At 38.4% G+C, this 24,037-nt stretch carries 19 protein-coding genes; all 19 read left to right on the plus strand.

Features of this window, described 5'->3' with window-relative positions:
• Positions 1–26 precede the first annotated feature (26 nt).
• On the plus strand, positions 27–260 hold the full coding sequence (locus ACQKMV_RS03230; RefSeq protein ID WP_427502326.1) for a hypothetical protein: 234 nt from the start codon (positions 27–29) through the stop codon (positions 258–260).
• A 62-nt stretch (positions 261–322) separates the two neighbouring features.
• Positions 323–2,611, plus strand: coding sequence for a DNA translocase FtsK (locus tag ACQKMV_RS03235; protein ID WP_427502327.1), 2,289 nt, complete (start codon positions 323–325; stop codon positions 2,609–2,611).
• Between the two features lie 187 nt (positions 2,612–2,798).
• Positions 2,799–3,527, plus strand: coding sequence for a GntR family transcriptional regulator (locus ACQKMV_RS03240; protein WP_427502328.1), 729 nt, complete (start codon positions 2,799–2,801; stop codon positions 3,525–3,527).
• A gap of 53 nt (positions 3,528–3,580) precedes the next feature.
• Positions 3,581–4,672 (plus strand): BMP family lipoprotein, encoded by a 1,092-nt coding sequence (locus ACQKMV_RS03245; RefSeq protein ID WP_427502329.1) that lies wholly within the window; start codon positions 3,581–3,583, stop codon positions 4,670–4,672.
• A 541-nt stretch (positions 4,673–5,213) separates the two neighbouring features.
• Positions 5,214–6,761 (plus strand): ABC transporter ATP-binding protein, encoded by a 1,548-nt coding sequence (locus tag ACQKMV_RS03250; RefSeq protein WP_427502330.1) that lies wholly within the window; start codon positions 5,214–5,216, stop codon positions 6,759–6,761.
• Positions 6,761–7,807 carry an ABC transporter permease gene (locus ACQKMV_RS03255; RefSeq protein ID WP_427502331.1) on the plus strand — a complete coding sequence of 349 codons (1,047 nt, stop codon included), beginning with the start codon at positions 6,761–6,763 and terminating at the stop codon, positions 7,805–7,807. The genes ACQKMV_RS03250 and ACQKMV_RS03255 overlap by 1 nt, the downstream gene beginning before the upstream one ends.
• 1 nt (position 7,808) lies before the next feature.
• Complete coding sequence (locus ACQKMV_RS03260) at positions 7,809–8,774, plus strand: ABC transporter permease (protein WP_427502332.1); 966 nt, start codon at positions 7,809–7,811, stop codon at positions 8,772–8,774.
• 257 nt (positions 8,775–9,031) lie between these two features.
• Positions 9,032–10,303, plus strand: a complete 1,272-nt coding sequence (gene yfmF, locus ACQKMV_RS03265; RefSeq protein ID WP_427502333.1) for an EF-P 5-aminopentanol modification-associated protein YfmF — start codon at positions 9,032–9,034, stop codon at positions 10,301–10,303.
• Positions 10,300–11,601, plus strand: a complete 1,302-nt coding sequence (gene yfmH / locus ACQKMV_RS03270) for an EF-P 5-aminopentanol modification-associated protein YfmH (protein WP_427502334.1) — start codon at positions 10,300–10,302, stop codon at positions 11,599–11,601. The genes yfmF and yfmH overlap by 4 nt, the downstream gene beginning before the upstream one ends.
• Positions 11,598–12,326 (plus strand): elongation factor P 5-aminopentanone reductase, encoded by a 729-nt coding sequence (ymfI, locus tag ACQKMV_RS03275; RefSeq protein ID WP_427502335.1) that lies wholly within the window; start codon positions 11,598–11,600, stop codon positions 12,324–12,326. Before yfmH ends, ymfI begins: the two co-directional genes overlap by 4 nt.
• 44 nt (positions 12,327–12,370) lie before the next feature.
• Positions 12,371–12,628, plus strand: a complete 258-nt coding sequence (locus ACQKMV_RS03280) for a DUF3243 domain-containing protein (RefSeq protein WP_427423848.1) — start codon at positions 12,371–12,373, stop codon at positions 12,626–12,628.
• A 227-nt stretch (positions 12,629–12,855) separates the two neighbouring features.
• Positions 12,856–13,644: a DUF3388 domain-containing protein gene (locus ACQKMV_RS03285; protein WP_427502336.1), complete on the plus strand. Its 789-nt coding sequence runs from the start codon at positions 12,856–12,858 to the stop codon at positions 13,642–13,644.
• A gap of 25 nt (positions 13,645–13,669) precedes the next feature.
• Positions 13,670–14,578, plus strand: coding sequence for a helix-turn-helix domain-containing protein (locus ACQKMV_RS03290; protein WP_427502337.1), 909 nt, complete (start codon positions 13,670–13,672; stop codon positions 14,576–14,578).
• Positions 14,579–14,628: 50 nt separating this feature from the next.
• On the plus strand, positions 14,629–15,207 hold the full coding sequence (gene pgsA / locus ACQKMV_RS03295) for a CDP-diacylglycerol--glycerol-3-phosphate 3-phosphatidyltransferase (protein ID WP_427502338.1): 579 nt from the start codon (positions 14,629–14,631) through the stop codon (positions 15,205–15,207).
• A gap of 17 nt (positions 15,208–15,224) precedes the next feature.
• Positions 15,225–16,481 (plus strand): competence/damage-inducible protein A, encoded by a 1,257-nt coding sequence (locus ACQKMV_RS03300; RefSeq protein WP_427502339.1) that lies wholly within the window; start codon positions 15,225–15,227, stop codon positions 16,479–16,481.
• A 370-nt stretch (positions 16,482–16,851) separates the two neighbouring features.
• Positions 16,852–17,916 (plus strand): recombinase RecA, encoded by a 1,065-nt coding sequence (gene recA, locus ACQKMV_RS03305; protein WP_402771567.1) that lies wholly within the window; start codon positions 16,852–16,854, stop codon positions 17,914–17,916.
• Positions 17,917–18,970: 1,054 nt separating this feature from the next.
• Positions 18,971–20,530, plus strand: coding sequence for a ribonuclease Y (gene rny / locus ACQKMV_RS03310; protein ID WP_427502340.1), 1,560 nt, complete (start codon positions 18,971–18,973; stop codon positions 20,528–20,530).
• A gap of 229 nt (positions 20,531–20,759) precedes the next feature.
• A complete protein-coding gene (locus ACQKMV_RS03315) occupies positions 20,760–21,536 on the plus strand; it encodes a tyrosine-protein phosphatase (protein ID WP_427502341.1) in 777 nt (258 codons plus the stop codon).
• 495 nt (positions 21,537–22,031) lie between these two features.
• Positions 22,032–23,744, plus strand: a complete 1,713-nt coding sequence (locus ACQKMV_RS03320; RefSeq protein ID WP_427502498.1) for a phospho-sugar mutase — start codon at positions 22,032–22,034, stop codon at positions 23,742–23,744.
• The last annotated feature ends 293 nt before the right edge of the window (positions 23,745–24,037 follow it).

Here is a 24,037-nt window from a genome sequence, read left to right on the forward strand (position 1 = left end):
TGTAGGCTCATCACCAAAAGTTGTGGATGTCATTTGGTAAAACATATGCCATGTATAATAAGTTGATTGGAGTGGAGGCTGGGCAACTCCTTGGATCACAGCGGCTCATCGGACGCCCCCAGGAAGCTCTGCTCTGCGCGAAAGCGAAGCGTCAGCGGCAAATGTTTTATCTGCGCGAAAGCGAAGCGGCAGCGATAAAAGCGCACAGCCGGAACGGAAATCAACCACATGTTATGGTGAAGATTCTTTTTTTGAAATAATCAAGTTCTACATGTTATTATTCGCTACATATAAAGAAGGACTACAAAAGAAGGTGAAATAGATGGCGACTAGTAAAAAAAGAAAAGTCACGAAAGCAAAAACGACTACAGAAAAAAAAGAAATGCATCCGCTTATGTATGAAATATTAGGGCTTATCTTAATTGCGTTAGCGGTTATTATGATTTTTGAATATGGCATGATAGGACGTATTCTAGAAACAATAGCAATGTTTCTTTTAGGAAATTTACATTTTGCTGTGCCATTTATGCTTATATTTGTTGCGTTGTTACTGATGATTGGTCGGAAAAAAGTAAGTATTTATGATCGTCTAATATTAGGTATGTTCTTAATTGTTATGAGTTTAACAATTTTTAGTCATGGCATTCTTTTTGAGCAATTATCAAAATCTGGTGGTTTATTATCAGACTCTGTTTTGCGAGAATCTTGGAGAATTTTAATTAGTACTGATGGTATCATCCATAGAAGTAATGCACTTGGCGGCGGTATGATAGGTGCACTGTTATTTAGTGCTCTTCATGTATTATTTGAGGCAACGGGTGCAAAGGTTGTTGCATGGGTTATTTTCTTTATCGGACTAATTTTAGTAACAGGAAAGGCGCTTGTTCCATATTTAGCGGAAAAAATGCCCGACCTTTTTGGCAAATGGCAAAAGAAACATCGTGATAAGAAAAAAAATATGCCAAAGAAACTTAAAAATCGTCGTTCAAAAGTAGAAAGCAAAGATGAAATAGCAGCTGTCGATCAGGAGCCTGAGGTACAAGAGGAAGAAGAGGTTTCTCATGAACCAATTATCTCTGCCTTTACTCAAAATGTGTCTCATGAACGAGAAGCATTTGCAGCTGTTGAAAATGAAGATATTGAACATGGTGAGATTGTTGATGATGTCCATATTGAAGGCACAGATGCTGTAGAAAATGCAGATTATCAACTTCCTTCTTTTAATTTATTACAATTACCTCCACAGCATGACCAAAGTGGCGAATATTCTGTAATACAGGCAAATGCGAAAAAGCTAGAGCAAACTTTGCAAAGCTTTGGTGTAAAGGCAAAAGTAACGCAGGTTCATTTAGGCCCAGCTGTAACGAAATATGAAATACTACCAGATATAGGTGTGAAAGTAAGTAAAATTGTAAACTTACAGGATGATCTTGCCTTAGCACTTGCTGCGAAGGATATTCGTATGGAAGCACCTATTCCCGGAAAGTCAGCGATTGGCATTGAAGTACCGAATAGTGAAGTAGCTATTGTTACACTACGGGAAGTGTTAGAGGCTAAAGACGGTGCAAAACCAGAAGCATTATTGCAAGTCGCATTTGGTCGTGATATTACTGGACAGGCAGTACTTGCTGAGCTCAATAAAATGCCGCATTTACTTGTTGCAGGTTCAACAGGTAGTGGGAAAAGTGTGTGTATAAATGGTATTGTCGTATCTATCCTAATGCGTACAAAACCACATGAGGTAAAGCTGATGATGATCGACCCGAAAATGGTGGAATTGAATGTTTATAACGGGATTCCTCATCTGCTAGCACCAGTTGTTACGGATGCACGTAAAGCGTCTCAAGCGCTGAAGAAAGTTGTGGCAGAAATGGAACGCCGCTATGATCTATTTTCTCATACAGGTACTCGTAATATCGAAGGCTACAATGGTCATGTACAAAAAGTCAATGAACAAACGGATGAAAAACATCCGAAATTACCTTATATTGTGGTAATTGTAGACGAGTTAGCAGACTTAATGATGGTAGCCTCAAGTGATGTAGAGGATTCTATTACACGTTTAGCACAAATGGCACGTGCAGCAGGGATTCATTTAATAATCGCAACTCAACGACCAAGTGTAGATGTGTTGACAGGTGTTATTAAAGCAAATATTCCTTCGCGCATTGCCTTTGCGGTGTCGTCAGCAATCGATTCTAGAACGATATTAGATATGGGTGGAGCAGAACGTTTACTCGGTCGAGGAGATATGCTGTTTTTACCTGCCGGTGCATCTAAACCAAAACGTGTGCAGGGTGCTTTTTTATCAGATCAAGAAGTTGAGTCAGTTGTAAACTTTGTTATAGAACAGCAAAAGGCGCAGTATCAGGAGGAAATGATTCCGACTGAAGAAGACACAATTTTAGAAGAAACGGATGAATTGTTTGATGAGGCTGTGCAGTTAGTTGTAAGTATGCAAACGGCCTCTGTTTCGATGTTGCAGCGCCGCTTCCGTATCGGCTATTCGAGAGCTGCTCGTATAGTCGATCAAATGGAACAACGCGGTATTGTCGGGCCTTCAGAGGGTAGTAAACCTCGACAAGTGCTCATTCATCAATACGATAATTAGAGCCGAAATAACGACAAGAAGTTGAATAATGTTGTATACATCGGGTAGGCCCAAATTCATTTCAAAATTCGGATGCAATTACGCTAAGGTGTAATTGATTTCAGTCTATAAAAATGTTATATTTATGAACGATTAGTAGGAATGTTGTACATCAGATGTCTGATCTCTGATTTTGGTGGTGATATATGTGACTATTAAAGCAGATCATCGTCATCTCTATCTTCAAGTAATTGATCGTTTAAAGTCTGACATTGAAACAGGCGTTTTTAAAGAAAATGAAAAACTGCCTTCAGAGTTTGAATTATCGAAATCACTAGGAGTCAGTCGAGCAACACTTAGAGAAGCGCTACGACTGTTGGAAGAGGAAAATGTTATTGTGCGTCGACATGGGGTTGGTACATTTGTAAACCCTAAGCCGTTGTTTACATCAGGTATCGAGCATTTATCGAGCATTTCTTCTATGATCGAGGCAGCAGGTATGGAACCCGGTTCCCGCTTTTTAAAGGCGACGGAAAACATACCTTCTGAGGAAGATTTAAAACGCTTCCAATGTGATGGCGAAGATAAAATACTCACAATTGAACGTGTCAGAACAGCGGATGGCGAGCCAGTAGTTTACTGCATAGACAGATTACCAGCAAGCTTCCTGCCAACTGACTTTGTAGAAAAAAAAGAAGTTTCACTTTTCTCTGCACTTGAACAATCCGGTAAAATTCATGTTGCCTATGCTGTTACATATATTGATCCAATAGGGTATCATGAGCAAGCTTCACCGATTTTAAATTGCGGGCGTGAAACAGCTCTTTTAGTATTAAAGCAGTTGCATTACGATGATCATGATCAAGTAGTGCTGTATTCAAAAAATTATTTCCGAGCTGATAAATTCAGCTTCCATGTAGTTCGTAAACGGGTGTAGAACATTTCTAAATTTTTTCCTGCTAATTACAATACCTTTGGGGGGTTAACAAAATGAAAAAACGTAAATTTGGTTTAGTATTATCATCAGTATTAGCTGCAAGTGCAATTCTAGGTGCATGTGGTGCGAAAGAAGAAAAACCTGCAAAAGAAAAAGAAAATGAAAATGCATCATCAGGCGAAAGTAACAAAGGAGAAGCGTTCTCAGTAGCAATGGTTACTGACGTAGGTGGCGTTGATGATAAATCATTCAACCAATCTGCTTGGGAAGGTGTTCAAGCTTACGGTAAAGAACATAACCTAAAACAAGGTGAAGGTGGCATCGACTACTTACAATCAAAAACAGACGCAGACTATGAAACAAACTTAAACAACTTAATACGTCGTAACTTTGATTTAGTTTATGGAATCGGTTTCATGATGGCTGACGCAGTTGAAGCTGTTGCTGCAGACAACCCGGAAAAACATTTTGCATTAATCGATGCTGAAGTAAAAGCAGACAACGTAGTTAGTGTTCTTTTCAAAGAGCAAGAAGGCGCTTTCTTAGCTGGTGTAGCTGCTGCGAAAATGTCTAAATCAGGTAAAATCGGTTTCGTAGGTGGCGTAGATATTCCAGTTATTAACCGCTTCCAAGCTGGATTCGTTGAAGGTGCAAAAGCTGTAAATCCAAAAATCGAAATCCAATCAAAATACACTGGTGCATTCGATAAAGCTGACCTTGGTAAAATTACTGCAAACAGCATGTACTCTTCAGGTGTAGATGTAATCTTCCACGCTGCTGGTGCAACTGGTAACGGTGTATTCTCTGAGGCAAAAGAACGTAAGAAAAAAGACCCTAATGCAAATGTATGGGTAATTGGTGTAGACGCTGACCAATACGAAGAAGGTAAAGTAGACGATAAAACAAATGTAACTTTAACTTCTATGTTAAAAGGTGTTAACACAGCAGTTGTTGATATTTCAAATAAAGCGAAAAACGGTGAATTCCCAGGAGGCAAAACACTTACTTATGGTTTAGCTGAAGACGGAGTGAAACTTGCAGATTCTCGCGGTGCAATTCCAGCAGAGGTACAAACTGTAATTGACGAATATAAAGAAAAAATTGCTAAAGGTGAAATTAAAGTTCCAGAAAAAGTGAAAAAATAATTCATCTTTTGATCATCATAAGGGACTGTAAAAAGGCCCTTATGATGATTTTTCAATCTATCGTTATATTTTGACTATTTGCAATACTCTATTTGATTAAATTTAGTTACCATAGAGGTAGTAATTTTTCTATGAGTTTATCGTAAGAATAGTAATGATGGTAACAAGTTAATAGAAGAAAGGTTTCTAACGATGACCTTTCCTGTATTAATTTATCTTCATTCAGAAGAATATCTACCTCTATTAGTGGGACAAAATATGCGTGAATTTTTTGTTAATAGGGTGTATAATGCCGCTGAACGAAGATGGAACCTCTGGCTGAAGTCAGTGCTGTCGATGTGAAAAAACGTTGAACTAACAGTGACTATGGCTAGTATTATTAAGTTTGTCTCAAACAAATCTAAATAACTGTTTCAAAAATTGGACGTATTGTTTATCTGTAGCTACAGCTACAAAATGTTTTCTGTGGCGATAGCAAGGCGACAGCCACAATTACGCTAAGGCGAAATTGATAAAAGTGCCTATTAAGGGAGTGACGAAATTGGAACACGTGATTGAGATGCTAGGAATCCGAAAAGAATTCGGTAATTTCGTGGCGAATAATAACATCACCCTCCAACTGAAAAAAGGCGAAATCCATGCATTATTAGGTGAAAATGGTGCAGGTAAATCGACTTTAATGAACGTCCTTTTTGGTTTGTATCAACCAGAGGGTGGCGAAATTCGAGTTCGTGGGAAGGCTGTTAAAATTACAAACCCAAATGTGGCCAACGATTTAGGGATTGGCATGGTCCATCAACACTTTATGTTAGTGGAAAATTTCACAGTGACCGAGAACATTATTTTAGGTTCTGAACCTACAAAAATGGGGATTGTAAACATTAAAGATGCGGCAAAGAAAGTGCAAGCACTTTCTGAAAAATATGGTTTAGATGTTGATCCATATGCCAAAATCGAAGATATTACTGTAGGGATGCAACAGCGAGTTGAAATTTTAAAAACACTATACCGTGGTGCAGAAATTTTAATCTTTGACGAACCTACGGCATCTTTAACACCACAGGAGATTACTGAGTTAATTCAAATTATGCGCCGTTTAATTGCAGAGGGCAAATCTATTATTTTAATTACTCATAAACTAAAAGAAATTATGGAAGTCTCTGATCGTGTGACGATTATTCGAAAAGGTGAAGGGATTGGAACAGTAATAACTGCTGAAACAAATCCGAACCAATTAGCTGAAATGATGGTTGGTCGCCAAGTCGAATTTAAAACAGAAAAAACAGAAGCAAAACCAACTGATGAAGTACTTATAATCGAAAACTTAATTGTTACAGACTACCGTAATATCGATAAAGTAAAAGGCCTGAACTTAAAAGTACGAAAAGGTGAAATTGTTGGTATCGCAGGTATCGATGGCAACGGACAATCTGAGTTAATCGAAGCCATAACTGGTCTACGTAAAATAAAGAGTGGTTCTGTTAAATTAAATGGCAAAGATATTACAAATATGAAACCTCGAAAAATAACTGAGGAAGGCGTTGGGCATATCCCACAAGACCGCCATAAGCACGGTTTAGTATTAGATTTCCCAATTGGCCATAATATCGCATTACAAACATATTATCAGTCTCCAATCGCTAAGGGCTTTGTCATGGACTATAAGAAAGTGTCTGAAAAAGCACGCCAAATCATTGAGGAATATGATGTGCGTACTGGTAATGGTGAAATGACTCCAGCACGTGCCCTTTCAGGTGGTAACCAGCAAAAAGCTATTATCGGTCGTGAAATTGATCGTAATCCAGATTTATTGATTGCTGCTTTACCGACACGTGGCCTTGACGTAGGTGCTATTGAATTTATTCACTCTCGCCTTATCGAGCAACGTGATAAAGGAAAAGCAGTACTGTTAATTTCTTTTGAATTAGATGAAGTCATGAATGTTTCTGACCGTATCGCTGTTATTTATGATGGTCAAATTGTTGATGAGTTACATCCAAAAGAAACAACAGAACAAGAGCTTGGTCTATTAATGGCAGGACAAAGTAGTAAAAATAACATGAATGATGCTAAGGAGGGGAACGACTAATGTCTAATCGTGTCATTAATATACTCGTTCCTATCATCTCTATCATTATCGGTTTAATTGTTGGTGCTATCGTAATGGTAGTCAGCGGCTATGACCCAGTACAAGGTTATAGTGCCCTTTGGACAGGTATTTTCGGAGATTCATATTCAATTGGGAACACAATCCGTCAAATAACACCGTACATATTGGCGGGTCTTGCGGTAGCATTTGCCTTCCGCACAGGTTTATTCAACATCGGTGTTGAAGGTCAGCTAATTTTAGGTTGGTTAGCAGCTGCATGGGTAGGCTATGCATTTGAACTACCTAAAATTATTCACTTACCATTAGCATTACTTGCGGCAGCAGCTGCAGGTGCATTTTGGGCCTTTATTGCAGGTTTCTTAAAAGCGAAATTTAAAGTTCACGAAGTTATTGCGACAATTATGTTAAACTACACTGCACTTTATATTGCGAATGCAGTGATTAAAAAATTGTCTGACGGTAGCTTTAAAACAGAACGTGTTCATGAATCAGCTTCTTTACGTTCTCCGTTTTTAAGAGAGCTTACAGACAATTCAAGTCTTCACTATGGGATCATTGTTGCACTATTAATGGTAGTAGTTATGTGGTTCATTTTAGAAAAAACAACACGTGGATATGAGCTAAAAGCGGTAGGCTTTAACAAACATGCTGCAGAATATGCTGGTATGAGCGTTAATAAAAACATTATTTTAGCTATGACGATTTCAGGTATGTTCGCTGGTCTTGGTGGTGCGATGGAGGCACTAGGTACTTTCGGAAACGCCTCTATTAAACCAGGCTTTACTGGTATAGGTTTCGATGGTATCGCCGTTGCCTTACTTGGTGCCAACACACCACTAGGGGTAGTATTTGGGGCTTCATTATTCGGCTCACTTAAATACGGAGCGCTAAATATGCCAAATGCTGCGGGTATTCCAGAGGAAATCGTATCTATTATTATTGCCTTAATTATTTTCTTTGTAGCATCAGGCTATATCATACGAGTAGCATTACAAAAATTGAGCAAGAAAAAGGAGGGGCAATAACATGAGCTTTTTAGAAATGTTATATTTCATCATCCCTTCTGCAATTCTTTATGCAACACCCTTAATTTTTACGGCAATCGGTGGTGTATTCTCTGAACGTTCTGGTGTTGTCAACATCGGACTAGAAGGTTTAATGATTGTTGGTGCATTTGTTGGTATTTTTGTTAATCTAGAATTTGCTTCGACATTCGGTGCAGCAACGGTTTGGGTGGCAATGCTGGCAGCTGTCATTATAGGGGGAATCTTCGCACTTCTCCATGCAGTTGCTTCGATTTCCTTCCGTGCAGATCAAACGGTATCGGGTGTTGCTATCAACTTATTAGGTTTAGCGGTAACTGTATTCTTAGTAAAAATGATTTATGGTAAAGGTCAAACAGATATGATTGACCAAGCCCGTGCAATAAATCGTTTCGCTATCCCTTATTTAGAGGACATCCCGTTTTTTGGTCCATTATTATTCCAAAATGTCTACAGTACATCGATATTAGCTTTTGCAGTAGCTATTGGGGCATGGTTTATCATTTATAAAACACCGTTTGGATTACGCTTACGCGCTGTTGGTGAACATCCAATGGCTGCAGATACGATGGGCGTAAATGTTAATAGAATGCGCTATATTGCTGTTGTTATCTCTGGGGCATTAGGTGGTCTTGGTGGGGCAGTATACGCACAATCAATTACACTTAATTTCTCACATGCAACAATTGCCGGTCAAGGCTTTATGGCCATTGCAGCAATGATTTTCGGGAAATGGCATCCAATCGGTGCATTAGGTGCAGCATTATTCTTTGGAGTAGCGCAAACGTTAAGTATTGCAGGAAGCGGAATTCCTTACATTCAAGATGTTCCTGCTGTGTACCTACAAATTTTACCGTATGTCTTAACGATTTTTGCATTAGCAGGATTTATCGGTAAAGCAAATGCGCCAAAAGCTAGTGGTCAACCTTATATTAAGGGTAAACGCTAAAAAATAGATAATTATTTACACTAAAGACTGGGCGAAAATGCTCAGTCTTTTTCCTTGTACATATCTTGAGTGTTTGGGAAAATAATGGTTGGAGGTTGATCTTTATTTGCTAGTATAAACAGGTTCATCAATCAACCAAATGCAATTTCACACATATCATATACATACTTTGGATTCTTTTTGCAATTATAGACAATAGACATGTATAGTATGTGTAGTACTTTGTTATATTAAGAAAGATAAGGAGGGTTCTATATATGTTTAAAACAATACCTTTTGCAAAAGGTGTAAATTTGCATATCCGACAAACAACCCAATTTAAAACCGTAAATTTTTCAATTAAATGGAGAAGAGCATTAACGGCCACAAATGCGTCTGAACGTACAGTGTTAACAAATGTGTTGCAACACAGTAATGCTAAATATAAGACAACAGCTGCATTCCGAAGTTTCTTGGATGATTTGTATGGCACAGTGTTATATTTTGACACAGCTAAACGTGGTAATGAACATACAGTACTGATGAATGTAGAAACCGTTAATGATCATTTTTTGGCAAATACAAGTGTTTTAAACGAGGTACTTGATTTATTGCATACAGCAATATTTGAACCAAATTTAGAAAACGATGTATTTAAGGAATCTATTGTAGAACGTGAAAAGAAAACGGTCATTCAGCGTATTGAGTCCATTTTTGACGATAAATCACGTTTTGCGCAGCAACGCATTCAACAAATTTTACGTCCAAATGAACCAGCCTCTATTTCTGCTAACGGAACTGTCGAGGACATTCAAAAAATTACCCCTACGTCATTGTTTGAAGCATATCAATCCATGCTTGCTGACGATAAAATAGACATTTATGTCGCGGGTGATATCAATGAAGACGAAATCGTAGCGAAACTGAAAAAAGCGCTACCATTTAATGATCGTACACCTGAAGAAGTCCCTGCTGTGCTTCCGCAACAGCATCCACAAAATGATTATGTGCGTGAACAACAAGAAATGAAGCAAGGGAAGATGCATATTGGCTTTAGTACACCAGTACGATTTGGTGACCCTGATTTCGCCAAAATGCAAATCTTTAATGGTGTATTCGGTGGCTATCCTCATGCCAAATTATTTATGAATGTTCGTGAAAAGGAAAGTTTAGCCTACTATGCGTCAAGTTCATATGCATCACATTATGGCTTAGTCTTTGTTGTGTCTGGGATTGAACCAAAGAATGAAGAAAAAGCACTAACACTTATTAAGGAACAACTTGCTGTTATGCAAGCAGGCGATATTACAGATTTGGAAATAGAGCAAACAAAGGCAATGCTGACGAATCAGCTAAAAGAATCATTGGATTCTGCACGAGGACAAATAGAAATTTTTGACCAATATAAAGATTTACCTGAGGAGTTCTCTGTTGAAACTTGGGCAAACAAATGGAAAGCTGTAACAAAGGAAGATATTGTTGAAATGGCAAAGCAAGTACAGCTTGAAGCGGTCTATTTCTTATCTGGGAAGGAGCAAGCCGCACAATGAAAACAATTGAATTCAAACAATTAGATGAAACATTGTATTATGAAAAATTAGAGAATGGCTTAGATGTCTATATTTTACCGAAAAAAGGCTTTTCCAAAACATTTGTGACGTTTACCACAAAATACGGTTCTGTTGATCGTACATTTGTGCCAATTGGTGGAACTGAAAGCATTACAGTACCGGATGGCATTGCCCACTTCTTAGAGCATAAAATGTTTGAAAAAGAAGATGGAGATGTCTTCCAAAAGTTTAGTGAATTCGGCGCTTCAGCCAATGCCTTTACATCATTTACACGTACAGCGTATTTATTTTCTTCGACGAACAATATTTATAACAGCACAGAAACATTATTAAATTTTGTTCAAGAGCCTTACTTTACTGAAGCAACAGTCAATAAGGAGAAGGGCATAATTGGTCAGGAAATTACAATGTACGATGATCAGCCAGATTGGCGCCTATATTTTGGTGCAATCGAAAATATGTATCATAATCACCCAGTAAAAATTGATATCGCTGGTACAATAGAGTCGATTGATGGCATTACAGCGGACCATTTATACACGTGCTACAATACATTTTATCATCCGTCCAATATGTTATTGTTTGTCATAGGCGCAGTAGATCCTAATGAAATGATGACGTTTATTCGTGACAATCAAGGCAAAAAAGAATTCCCTGAACCAACACCAATTCAACGCTTCTTTGATAAAGAACCGACTGAGGTCGCTATTAAAGAACGCGAGTTGCATATGGATGTACAAAAGCCAAAGGTTTATATCGGCTTAAAAGCAAAAGAAACAAATCTTTCCGGTCGTGACATGTTAAAACATGAGCTGTCTGTTCAAATCGCACTTGAGCTTATTTTTGGACGTACATCTAATTTTTATGAGCGTGTCTATGAAGATGGTTTAATTGATGAAACGTATGCATTTGATTTCACGTTAGAAAATGGTTTTGGTTTTGCTATGATTGGCTCAGATTCTACAGAGCCGGCTGCATTAGAGAAAGCTATTAAGGAAGAATTAGCAAAATTTGATGGAGATGCACAATTTGAAAGTGTCGATTTAGAACGAGTAAAACGTAAAAAAATTGGTTTCTTCCTACGTGCTCTGAACTCTATTGAATTTATCGCCAACCAATTTACACGTTATTCGTTTAACGATATGAATTTGTTCGATGTCGTGCCTGTACTAGAAGAACTAACGATCGAAGATTTGAAAAAAGCATTTTCTTCAGTTCAAGGTGAGTCTCAACAAACTGTCTTTAAAATTTTACCTACAGAAAAGGGTGTACAGTGAAAAAGTTTGCCCTTGTATTAGGTGCATCTGGTGAGATTGGTCGTGCTATTTGTCAGAGTCTGGCAAAAGACGGCTGGTCCCTCTACATACACTTTTCAAACAATGAGAAAGCAGCACAGGTTTTATACTGCTCCCTTTCAGAAAGCTTCCCTGAACAGGAATTTATGCTTGTACAGGCAGATTTTTCGAACATATCTGGGGCGCAATTGTTAGCTTCACAAATATTTGATGTGCAAGCGATTGTTTTTGCAAATGGTCAGGCGCATTATTCTCTTCTTGAAGATACTACGGTGGAGGATATGGATGCATTATGGCGTGTCCATGTGCAAAATCCAATGCATCTGACGGCATTGCTGTCATCAAAGCTTCGCGCTCATGATGTCAGCTATGTGCTTTTTATCGGTTCGATTTGGGGAGAGGCTGGATCGGCAGGTGAAGCACTTTACGCGGCTGTGAAGGGCGCCCAGCATGCTTTTGTGAAGTCATATGCGAAAGAAGTGGCACTTTCACGAATTCGTGTTAATGCCATTGCCCCTGGCTTTATTAATACATCGATGAACAGTCATTTAAGCGAAGAGGAGCTTGAATATATTTTAGAGGACATTCCCCTAGGTATAATTGGACAAACAACAGATGTTGCTGAAATGGTGCGCTTTTACCTTTCTGGCAATGCAGATTATGTAACGGGACAAATAATTAGATTAAACGGTGGCTGGTACATATAATGTTCTTTTTTGCACATACTACATGTGTAAAGGAGGAGGAACATATGACCATTTTAGAAAACTGGCAAAAATGGACATCGTTTTTAGGTCAAAATGTTATGCAAGCCGAATCAAGCGGCATGCCAAAGAAAATGATTCAATCAGCTGCTGTACAAATTGGGGAATATTTGGCGACAAATGTCGATCCTAAAAATGAACAAGAGCGAGTGCTGTCGGATTTATGGAGCGTTGCCTCTGAAGATGAAAAACATGCATTGGCGAATTGTGTCGTTAAACTTGTACAAACTAAGCATGTACAGTAAAAAAAGAGGAGAGCTATCTCCTCTTTTTTTTATATAAAAAAACAATTTTCGCATAGAAAAGGGAACGTATGTAAGCCTATTTTAAACGTTCAAAAAAAAATTAGTAAGTTTTTAAAAATAACACCATAATTCCATGTATTCTAACTTTCCATTACATAAAAAATCAGCTATGATGGAACTTATAAAGGATTTTTTACGTTAACTAATAGGAAGGGAACGAATGTGTTTTGAGCGATTGGTACTTTGAATATGAAATTCAGGTGAATCGCCCTGGATTATTAGGAGATATTGCTTCACTTTTAGGGATGCTTCGTGTCAATATTATTTCAATAAATGGTGTCGATGAGGATCGACGTGGTATGTTAGTGCATGCAGACAATGATGAGACAATTGAGCGTTTTCGTACAATTGTTTCGACAATGGAACATATTAACGTGACCAAATTTCGACAACCTAAACTCCGTGATCGTTTAGCCATTAGGCACGGTCATTATATTCCTCGAGATGCAGATGAAAAAAATACCTTCCGCTTTGTACGAGATGAACTTGGTATTTTAGTTGACTTTATGGCTGAGCTATTTAAAAAAGAAGGACATAAGCTCATTGGAATACGTGGAATGCCTCGTGTTGGCAAAACCGAGTCAATTGTAGCGGCAAGTGTATGTGCCAATAAAAAGTGGATTTTTTTATCATCTACAATGATTAAGCAGACTGTTCGCAATAAACTCGCTGGTGATGAATTCAGTGACAATAATATTTTTATATTAGATGGCATTGTGACACGTCGTTCAACTGATGAGCGGCATTTACAACTAGTGCGTGAAATGATGAGTATGCCTTCCATTAAGGTCGTCGAGCATCCAGACATGTTTGTTCAGCATTCAGAATATAAGATTGAGGATTTTGATTATATCATTGAATTACGTCATCACCCAGATGAAGAAATTTCGTATGAAATAATGGAAAAAACCCAGTTGATGTCCGAATCCAATTCATTTGGAGGATTTAATTTTTAATTTGATATTAAAGTAGGTGTTATGAGTGGCGGAATTAGGAACTCGACTGAAAGAGGCGAGACTGTCTAAAGGCTACAGCTTAGACGATTTACAAGAAATAACGAAAATTCAAAAGCGTTATTTAGTAGGTATTGAAGAGGGCAATTATTCGATTATGCCTGGTTCGTTTTATGTACGAGCTTTTATTAAGCAATATGCAGACGCTGTTGATTTGAACGCAGAGGAAATTTTAGAAACGTATAAAAGCGAGCTGCCAGGTACTACAAACAATCAAGTAAGTCAATCGATAACGAATAGCCCAAGTAGAAGAAAAGTTTCAAAGGGCCCTTCTACTAAAATGATGGAGGCAATGCCAAAAATAATCGTTGGTTTATTTATCATTGTCATTATTGTAGCAATTTGGGTGCTTATGCAGTCTAGAAATAGTGCAGGACCAAATGATAGAGACGATTCAACTCCATCAGAAATAGAATATGATACAAAAGCAAAACCAATAGATACAGAAAAAGATAAAGAAAAAGAAAATAAAAAAGCTCAAACAAATGACAAACAAGACTCAACAGATTCAACACAGGAAACACCGGACGAAAAGCAAACTGAAGAGGTTAAGCAATCGATATCAGCTGGGACTGTTGAAGCGGATAAGGCTACAACTTCGTACACGTTAACAGGTGCAAAAACATTCAAAATACGTATTGAAGTATCTGGTCCTACATTTATCGGTATTCGAAACCAACAGCAACAAGAAATACTAACAGATACTCGTGTATATAATGCAGGAGAAGTAGTAGAATTCGACGCAACTTCTCAAAATTATGCTCGTATCCGCTTAGGTAATTCAACACAAGCTAAAGTATACATTAATGACGAGCCTTTAACGTATGCACAGCAAATTGTAACGCAAAACATCGTCATCAATTTCAATAAAGAATAGTAGTCATCTAGCGATGGCTACTTTCTTTCATCATGAAAGGTGTTAGAAAAATGAACATTCCAAATAAAATTACCATCTCTCGAATCTTACTTATTCCGTTCTTTGTCATTGTTATGATGTTTGATTTTGGCTGGGGAACAATGTCACTATTCGGTGCGGAGATGCCTGTTCATCATTTTGTAGGTGCACTCATTTTTATTATTGCTTCAACGACTGATTGGGTGGATGGTTTTTATGCACGTAAATATAATCTTGTGACAACATTTGGGAAATTCTTAGACCCACTTGCTGACAAATTACTAGTTTCAGCAGCTTTTATTTTAATGGTAGAGCTTGATATGGCGCCTGCATGGATAATAATTATTATTATCAGTCGTGAGTTTGCAGTAACTGGCCTTCGTCTGATATTGGCAGGTGAAGGAGAAGTTGTAGCAGCGAACCAGCTTGGTAAAATTAAAACTTGGGCCCAAATTATGGCCATCGGAGCAGCACTTTTACACAATACAATCTTTACACTTATTGGTATTCCATTTGATAAAATTATGTTATATATCGCGTTGTTCTTTACACTGTGGTCTGGATGGGATTATTTCTATCTAAATCGACGTGTCTTACTTGAGTCTAAATAAGAGAGGTCTTGAGGATCATGAATGCTGAAATTCTTGCAGTTGGCTCAGAGTTATTGCTTGGTCAAATTTCGAACACAAATGCAAGATTCATTTCTAGTCAGTTGTCTGAGTTAGGGATAAATGTGTATTATCACACTGTTGTAGGAGATAATGCACAACGTTTAGAAGAGGCTATTTCCATTGCAGAGACTCGTGCTGATTTAATCATTTTCTCTGGTGGGCTTGGTCCTACAAAGGATGATTTAACAAAGGAAACGATTGCTCGTCATCTTGATGTTTCTCTCGAATTTGATAATATCGCACTAGCTAATATTGAGCAGTTCTTTGCAAAACGAGGACGTCCAATGACGGACAATAATCGTAAGCAGGCTCTAATATTAGCTGGTAGTGGGGTGCTTGCAAACCATCACGGTATGGCACCAGGCATGATACTAACAAAAGATGGGCGTACGTATATTTTGCTTCCTGGACCACCCAAAGAGCTTGAGCCAATGTTCCAGTTTGAAGCAAAGCCAAAGCTTGGTGCGATGTTAAATGCTGGAGGGGTTATTACATCGCATGTTATGCGTTTTTATGGAATTGGAGAGGCAGAGCTTGAGGTACGCGTCCAAAATATTTTAGATTCGCAAACAAATCCAACTGTTGCTCCACTTGCTGCTGATGGCGAGGTTACATTGCGTGTAACTGCCAAGGCAGAAACGGAGCAAGAAGCACAGCAGCTTATTACCGCAAAGGTAGCAGAAATTCAAGCGCTTGTTGGGGACTATCAATACGGTATAGATGATGATTCTCTTGCCTCTAAAACAGTAGAGATGTTACTAGATAATAAGTTAACGATTTCTGCAGCAGAAAGTTTAACAGCGGGATTATTTCAGTCAGAGCTTGCAGAGATACCAGGTGTAGGGGATGCCCTTGTTGGTGGCGTTGTGACGTATACAGAAGAGGCTAAGATTAATCAGCTCGGTATTTCAAAAGAATTATTAAATACACATGGGATTGTAAGCAGTGAATGTGCAGCGGCTATGGCTAGTGCTGTACGTAAAAAGTTTGATACAGATATAGGTATCGGATTAACAGGTGCAGCAGGTCCTACAGCCCATGATCATCAACCAGTAGGGACGGTTTGGATTGGTATTGCAATTGGCGATGAAGAACCGATAACGTATTTACTTCATTTATCGGGTATGCGTAATACAAATCGACTGCGCGCTACGAAATTTACTTGTCATTATTTAATGCAGCTTTTGGAAGAAAGAGGCTTTAAAAAACGCTAATCAATTATGCCTCGACATAATATAGGTTCATCCCCAAAAGTTGCGGATTACTTTTGTTAAAACGTCTACTATGTAAATAAGTTGATCTTCGTTACGGCTGGGCGACTCCTTGGGGATTAGCGGCTCATCGGACGCCCCCAGGAAGCTCTGCTCTGCGCGAAAGCGCCCAGTTGGAACGGAAATCAACCATACGTTTTGGTGGTGATCCATAATATAGTTGAAAATAGGAATTTGGGTAATGGAAAGTTACCCAAATTTTTATTTTGAAGAAAAACGAATAAATGTTCGCTTTTTTCTTGCGTCTTCTCTCAAAAACAAGTATAGTAGAGATAGAGAAAAACAGTGAACAGTTTTCGAAGGAGGAAAATGAATGAGTGATCGTAAAGCTGCCTTAGAACAGGCGTTAAAACAAATTGAAAAGAATTTTGGCAAAGGTTCCATCATGAAACTTGGCGAAAAGACCGATTTAGAAATCGCTACATCTTCAAGTGGTTCGTTAGCACTTGATGCTGCATTAGGTGTTGGCGGTTATCCACGTGGACGTATTATTGAAGTATACGGCCCTGAATCGTCAGGTAAAACAACGGTTGCTCTTCATGCCATTGCAGAGGTGCAGGCAAATGGTGGACAAGCAGCGTTTATCGATGCTGAGCATGCGTTAGATCCAATTTACGCACAAAAATTAGGCGTCGATATTGATGAGCTTCTATTATCTCAACCAGATACAGGAGAGCAGGCGCTTGAAATCGCAGAAGCATTAGTACGTAGTGGTGCTATTGATATCATCGTTATTGACTCAGTAGCAGCATTGGTTCCGAAAGCGGAAATCGAAGGAGATATGGGTGATTCGCATGTTGGCTTACAAGCGCGTTTAATGTCTCAAGCCTTACGTAAGCTTTCAGGTGCTATCAATAAATCAAAAACGATTGCTATTTTCATAAACCAAATACGTGAAAAAATCGGTGTTATGTTCGGAAACCCAGAAACAACACCTGGTGGACGTGCACTTAAATTCTATAGCTCTGTTCGCTTAGAAGTACGTCGTGCAGAAGCTATTAAACAAGGCAATGACATTATGGGTAACCGTACAAAAATTAAGATTGTGAAAAACAAAGTAGCACCACCATTCCGTACAGCAGAAGTTGATATTATGTACGGTGAAGGAATTTCAAAAGAGGGCGAAACAGTCGATTTAGGTGTTGAACTAGACATCGTTCAAAAGAGCGGTTCTTGGTATGCTTATGGTGATGAGCGCCTAGGTCAAGGTCGTGAAAATGCTAAACAGTATTTAAAAGAAAATCCAGCAGTACTTGACGACATCGCAAATAAAATCCGTGCTTCTTACGGTATTGCATCATCATCTTACACAATTGCTGCGCATGATGACGAGGAAGAAATGGATGAGGAATTAAAGCTTCTTCTTGAAGATGAATAATATAAATGCATTGTTCCCACTCTTATAGTGAGAGCAATGCATTTTTTTATTTACACATACTTGGGAATATGGTTTTATAATAATTGTTAGGATATCCATACATTTGGCTCATCAGCAAAAGTTGTGGAAGACATTTGTTAAAACAAAAAACATCCTGCCGCTGCCGCTTTGCTTTCGCGCAAAAAACATCTTGCCGCTGTCGCTTCGCTTTCGCGCAAAAAACATCTTGCCGCTGCCGCTGTGTTAGCACTACGCTTTCGCACAGAAAACAATTGTTGCTGTCGCTGCGCTTTCGCACAGAAAACAATTGCTGCCCTGACGGCACCTGGAAAGTGCCCTGTCGTAATAGAAATCAACCATATGTTATGGTGGGCTAGTCAGGAACCGCAGTGTTTGTATCAACAAATCGAGGAGGCTTGGCAGTGAGCCGGAGGACAGGAAGAGGTACTGACGGATAGAATTATTAAAGTGACGGAAGCTTCATATTTTTCTATACCGTAACATTTGATGTAGAATCAGGTATATAAAGTTTTCATCAAAAATAATTAGTTGTAAAAATACTTCCTAAGTACTGCTTCTATGTATTAATGTAATAAAATAAGGGTTAGTGTAAAAGTATTAGGGAAATAATTCTTTTAATGGATATGGCTGACTTTTTTTCTTTGGAGGGGCGAACATGTGCCCGACTATCCTTGACAGAGTTTGAGCCTAGCTATACAATTAAATATGTATAATTTCTGAATTATGACTTTAAATAGGCAGTACATTTTATCTTCGTTTAGATGAAGAGAAAGCCTCTGGCGGATGTCACGGATTTTGAAAGGAATGAATATAAGGATGTTGGCCTGAAATCTTCGTATCCTGCGAAAACGGCTAGCTGACCTGCATCTGTAAAAGTGTCACGTTCTATGGCATTACCGAAATGACCAACATCGTGTCGGCCCTCGTGCAGGCCTGAAACAATTCAAAATCCGGAACACAATTATGCCAAGGCGAAATAGATGTATGCGCCGACTGAAACTGTAATACCCAAATAGCAAGAGGAGGTGTTCATATGGATGGAATTACTATCATCTCCGCTTTGCTTGGACTCATCGTTGGTGCCGCTGTTAGCTTAATCTACATGAAAAAAGTGAATGACTCAAAAATCACTGGTGCTAAACATGTCGCTGAAACAATCGTTGAAGAAGGAAAACGAGAAGCGGAGGCATTGAAGAAAGAAGCACTACTTGAAGCCAAAGATGAAACTCACAAATTTCGTACTGAAGCAGAAAATGACATTCGTGAACGTCGTTCAGAACTTCAGAAACAAGAGAACCGTTTATTGCAAAGAGAAGAGAATCTTGATCGCAAAGATGATACTCTAAATAAGAGAGAAGCAAGCTTAGAGCGTAAAGAACAAGCTCTAACCGAAAGACAACAGCATATTGAACAGATGGAAAGCAAAGTGGACGAGCTCGTTGCCGCGCAAAAAGCAGAATTAGAACGAATTTCTGCTTTAACTAGAGATGAAGCAAAAGCTATTATCTTAGGAGAAGTAGAAAAAGAGTTAACAACTGATATTGCTGTGATGACGAAGGAAGCTGAGACACGTGCGAAGGAAGAATCAGATAAAAAAGCACGTGAAATTTTATCACTAGCACTGCAGCGTTTTGCAGCAGATCACGTTGCAGAAACAACAGTATCTGTCGTGAACTTGCCAAATGATGAAATGAAAGGTCGTATTATCGGTCGTGAAGGTCGTAATATCCGAACTTTGGAAACGTTAACAGGTATAGATTTAATTATTGATGATACTCCAGAGGCGGTTATTTTATCAGGCTTTGATCCAATTCGCCGTGAAACGGCGCGACTTGCACTTGAAAAACTTGTACAGGATGGCCGTATTCACCCTGCTCGAATTGAGGAAATGGTGGAAAAAGCTCGTCGTGAAGTGGATGAACAAATCCGTGAAACAGGTGAGCAAACAACATTTGAAATAGGCATTCATAACTTACATCCAGATTTAATGAAGATTTTAGGCCGCATGAAATATCGTACAAGCTATGGACAAAATGTCCTAAAACATTCAATTGAGGTTGCATATTTAGCAGGCTTGCTCGCTGCTGAACTTGGTGAAGATGTAGCATTAGCTCGACGTGCGGGCTTATTACATGATATTGGTAAGGCAATCGACCATGAAGTTGAAGGTAGCCACGTCGAAATCGGTGTGGAATTAGCAACAAAATACAAAGAACATCCGGTCGTTATAAACAGCATTGCTTCTCACCATGGTGATACAGAAGCAACATCTGTTATTGCCGTATTAGTAGCTGCAGCTGATGCGTTATCAGCAGCTCGTCCGGGTGCTCGAAGTGAGACACTTGAAAACTATATCCGTAGACTTGAAAAATTAGAGGAAATTTCCGAAAGCTATGATGGTGTAGAAAAATCCTTTGCGATTCAGGCTGGTCGTGAAATCCGTATAATTGTACAACCTGAAAAAATTGATGACTTGGCTTCACATCGCTTAGCACGAGACATTCGTAAGCGAATTGAAGAAGAACTTGATTATCCAGGTCACATTAAAGTAACGGTTATTCGTGAAACACGTGCCGTAGAGTATGCGAAATAACAGATAATAATAGGGGCTCTGTGAGACTTAGGTCTTGCAGAGCTTTTTTGTCGTCCAAAAATAAATTGAAGGAATCATTGAAAAATTCACTGATCGTAGCATTTTTTTTAAATCATTTCATAAAAATAGATATGGGAAAGCTTTATTATTCAATAAGTTTTATGACAATTGCGATTCAAATAAATATTGATGAGTAATTGAATATAAAAAATAGAAAGCTGTGATACGTTTGATTGATATACACACACATATATTATTCGATATAGATGATGGACCAAAAACAGAAGAAGAATCATTACTGATGTTGAAACAAGCCGTAAAGGAGGGAATAACGGAGATAATATCAACTTCTCATGCCCTCAATCCTCATTTTGATGCTGATTATTCAACAGTACAAACAAAATTAAAGCATTTACGTGAATTAATTGAACAAAATGAAATACCGCTTACGTTACATAGCGGACATGAGATTCGAATAAACGACCAAATGGTGAATTTATTAAATCATAAACAACTACATGTTTTGGCAAATTCAAATTATGTACTTATAGAGTTACCTTCAAATATAGTTCCAACCTACACGAAGGATATGATTATCGCACTAAAGGCATCTGGTTATACACCAATCATTGCGCACCCTGAACGAAATCTTGCAATTGCAAAAAATCCTAGTAAACTTGAGTCACTTATCCGCGAAGGAGCTTTTACTCAAATCACAGCTGGAAGTCTTGCAGGACATTTTGGAAAGGCAATTCAAAAATTATCATTGAATCTTATACGAGCTAACTATGTTCACACATATGGCTCGGATGCACATAATTTAACGACAAGACCATATCATTTTCAAGAGGGACTTTATTATTTGGAAAGGAAAAAGCAATTAGATGCAATTGATATTTTACTAGAAAATAATTATAGGATTATTAACAATCAACCAATTATTATGTTAGAACTAGCGGAGATTAAGAGAGATAAATGGTGGGAAAAAATTATTACTAAATACTGAACTAATAGAAAACGGAATGTAGTACTTGGTTGCATCCAATTTTTAGAAAAAGATGATGGTATTGCCGAAAGGTGCTATATATAATCGATATGCAGTAGCATTTCGTCAAGTTGAACGTATAAAGATGATGCAAGAATTTGAAGGCACATTTTTAAATTATATTGTCCATTTAATGCGCATAAAGGAACCGATATTGTGAGTGAAGTTTATTTGAAACAGGTATTTATTTGCCCACTGATTGGAAAATAGCAGTAGCAAAACTAAAACGCGTGATTAGAATTATTTTAGAGATTATGTAGATCCACTTATAAATATCAGAATTTTTAAATTGTTTATTCATATCGATTTTGACATTAGAAATATTACGTGTTTGAAATATCAACCAAAATTATTTTATATGATTTTTATTTCTTTCTATGCTAGTAAGGTTCTGCATGTTTTTATGATGATATATGTATGTATAGAAGAGAGTAAAGAAGGTGTGATGTGAGTGTAATGGAAAAAATAATCGTTCTGGAACGCTTTAAAGCTTGGCAAGCGGCAAATGTCCCCGATTATTTACGCAAGGATCTACAAAGTATTGAGGAAGATAGTAAAGAAATAGAGGAACGCTTTTATCAGTATATACAATTTGGTACTGGTGGGGTGCGTGGGTTACTAGGTGCTGGAACAAATCGTATGAATGTGTATACAATTCGTCGTGTGGCGTACGGTCTTGCTCGTTATGTTACGTCGTTTGGTGAGGAAGCGAAGCGGCGGGGGGTGGCAATTGCCTATGATACACGTCATTTTTCATATGAGTTTGCTCTTGAAACAGCATGTGTACTAGGTGCGCTAGGTGTACGAAGTTTTGTTTTTAGTGAATCTCGTCCAACGCCGGAACTGTCGTTTGCAGTACGCCATTTAGGGACAGTGGCAGGGGTTGTCATTACAGCGAGTCATAATCCAAAGACTTATAATGGCTTTAAAGTATACGGTGAAGACGGAGCGCAGCTTACATCGGCAGGTGCAAATGCGATTGTGTCTTATATGCATGAAATTGAAGATTTGTTTGCTGTTGAGTTGATAAATTTTGAACAGCTACAATTGGATGGAATAAGTACGTTTATGTTAGATGAAATCGATGAAGCTTATAGTGCGTGCTTGTCTTATTTGCAGGAGCGAAGTGATGTGGAAGTAGCGAAAGATTTGAGTATTGTGTACACGCCTTTACATGGTGCGGGCTTAGTACCGGTAATGCAAGGACTGTCGGCTTTGGGCTTTAGTGAGGTAACTGTAGTAACTGAGCAGGCAGCGCAGGACGGAGCGTTTCCGACAGTGAGTTATCCTAATCCTGAGGACGTGGAGGCATTTAAACTAGCGATGATGCTAGGGCAAGAGAAAGAAGCTGAAATACTATTAGCTACAGATCCAGATGCAGATCGACTAGGTGTGGCTGTCCGTGATGGGGATGACTATAAATTATTAACAGGGAATCAGCTTGGTGCATTGTTGTTACAGTATATTTTGCAGGCGAAATCTGAAAAAGGTACGCTTACGCCAAATAGCGTGATGTTGAAAACAATTGTCACATCGGAGCTGGGCGCGGCTGTGGCGAAGGCATTTGGTGTAGCAACAGTAAATACGTTAACTGGCTTTAAATATATCGCTGAAAAAATTGAGCAATTTGAACAAACAGGAGACCATTCATTTGTTTTTGGATATGAGGAGAGTTACGGTTATTTAATCCAAAAATTTGTACGGGATAAGGATGCGGTGCAAGTGGCACTTGTCACAGCAGAAATGGCGGGTTATTATGCCAAGCAAGGCAAGACATTGTTGCATGCGCTGGACGATTTATACGAGCAGTTCGGTTATTACAAGGAAGCGCTTGAGTCACATGTGTTTGAGGGGCAAGCTGGGCGAAAGCAGATGAAGGGAATTTTAGAAAACTTCCGAGCAAATGTACCGCTTACGCTTGCCGGTGTTGAAGTTGTACGTGTGGAAGATTATTTAAGTGGGGAAGCAAAACTTGCGGACGGCTCAATTGAAGTATTAAAGTTACCAAAAGAAAATGTGCTGAAGTATATGTTAGCAGACGGTTCCTGGGTAGCTATTCGTCCTTCTGGCACAGAACCTAAATGCAAATTTTACTTTGGAGTAGTAGGGAAAAATCATGATGTAGCAGCCGATAAACTACTACAGCTTCAACAGGCATTTAATCAATAAATAGAGGTATTTTTATAGATATTATTTGATGAAAGTGGTTCTTCCGAAAAATGGAAGTATTGATTTTTTGAAAATAATCATAAATATGTTGCAAGTCATTTTTATTATTAGTTGGTTGAAGTAAATTCACTAATGAAAAAATGATAGGCTCATAATTATGAGGAAAGGTTTTAGAATAAACTGAGGAGTACAATAATATAATCAAAAGTGAAGAGAAGGAAAAAATCTCTGAATCCGATTCTATTAATGATAGCTTTTTGAAAATGAATGGCACAGTAGCGACATATTTTTTT

Source organism: Lysinibacillus sp. NPDC094403 (genome assembly GCF_050278745.1).
In the GTDB taxonomy this organism is placed as follows: Bacteria; Bacillota; Bacilli; order Bacillales_A; family Planococcaceae; genus Lysinibacillus.

Excerpts from the sequence above, each read along its gene's own strand:
- ACQKMV_RS03230 (WP_427502326.1), top strand. The coding sequence starts at position 27 with ATGTCATTTGGTAAAACATATGCCATGTATAATAAGTTGATTGGAGTG.
- ACQKMV_RS03235 (WP_427502327.1), top strand. The coding sequence starts at position 323 with ATGGCGACTAGTAAAAAAAGAAAAGTCACGAAAGCAAAAACGACTACA.
- ACQKMV_RS03245 (WP_427502329.1), top strand. The coding sequence starts at position 3,581 with ATGAAAAAACGTAAATTTGGTTTAGTATTATCATCAGTATTAGCTGCA.
- ACQKMV_RS03255 (WP_427502331.1), top strand. The coding sequence starts at position 6,761 with ATGTCTAATCGTGTCATTAATATACTCGTTCCTATCATCTCTATCATT.
- ACQKMV_RS03260 (WP_427502332.1), top strand. The coding sequence starts at position 7,809 with ATGAGCTTTTTAGAAATGTTATATTTCATCATCCCTTCTGCAATTCTT.
- yfmF (WP_427502333.1), top strand. The coding sequence starts at position 9,032 with ATGTTTAAAACAATACCTTTTGCAAAAGGTGTAAATTTGCATATCCGA.
- yfmH (WP_427502334.1), top strand. The coding sequence starts at position 10,300 with ATGAAAACAATTGAATTCAAACAATTAGATGAAACATTGTATTATGAA.
- ACQKMV_RS03280 (WP_427423848.1), top strand. The coding sequence starts at position 12,371 with ATGACCATTTTAGAAAACTGGCAAAAATGGACATCGTTTTTAGGTCAA.
- pgsA (WP_427502338.1), top strand. The coding sequence starts at position 14,629 with ATGAACATTCCAAATAAAATTACCATCTCTCGAATCTTACTTATTCCG.
- ACQKMV_RS03300 (WP_427502339.1), top strand. The coding sequence starts at position 15,225 with ATGAATGCTGAAATTCTTGCAGTTGGCTCAGAGTTATTGCTTGGTCAA.
- recA (WP_402771567.1), top strand. The coding sequence starts at position 16,852 with ATGAGTGATCGTAAAGCTGCCTTAGAACAGGCGTTAAAACAAATTGAA.
- rny (WP_427502340.1), top strand. The coding sequence starts at position 18,971 with ATGGATGGAATTACTATCATCTCCGCTTTGCTTGGACTCATCGTTGGT.
- ACQKMV_RS03320 (WP_427502498.1), top strand. The coding sequence starts at position 22,032 with ATGGAAAAAATAATCGTTCTGGAACGCTTTAAAGCTTGGCAAGCGGCA.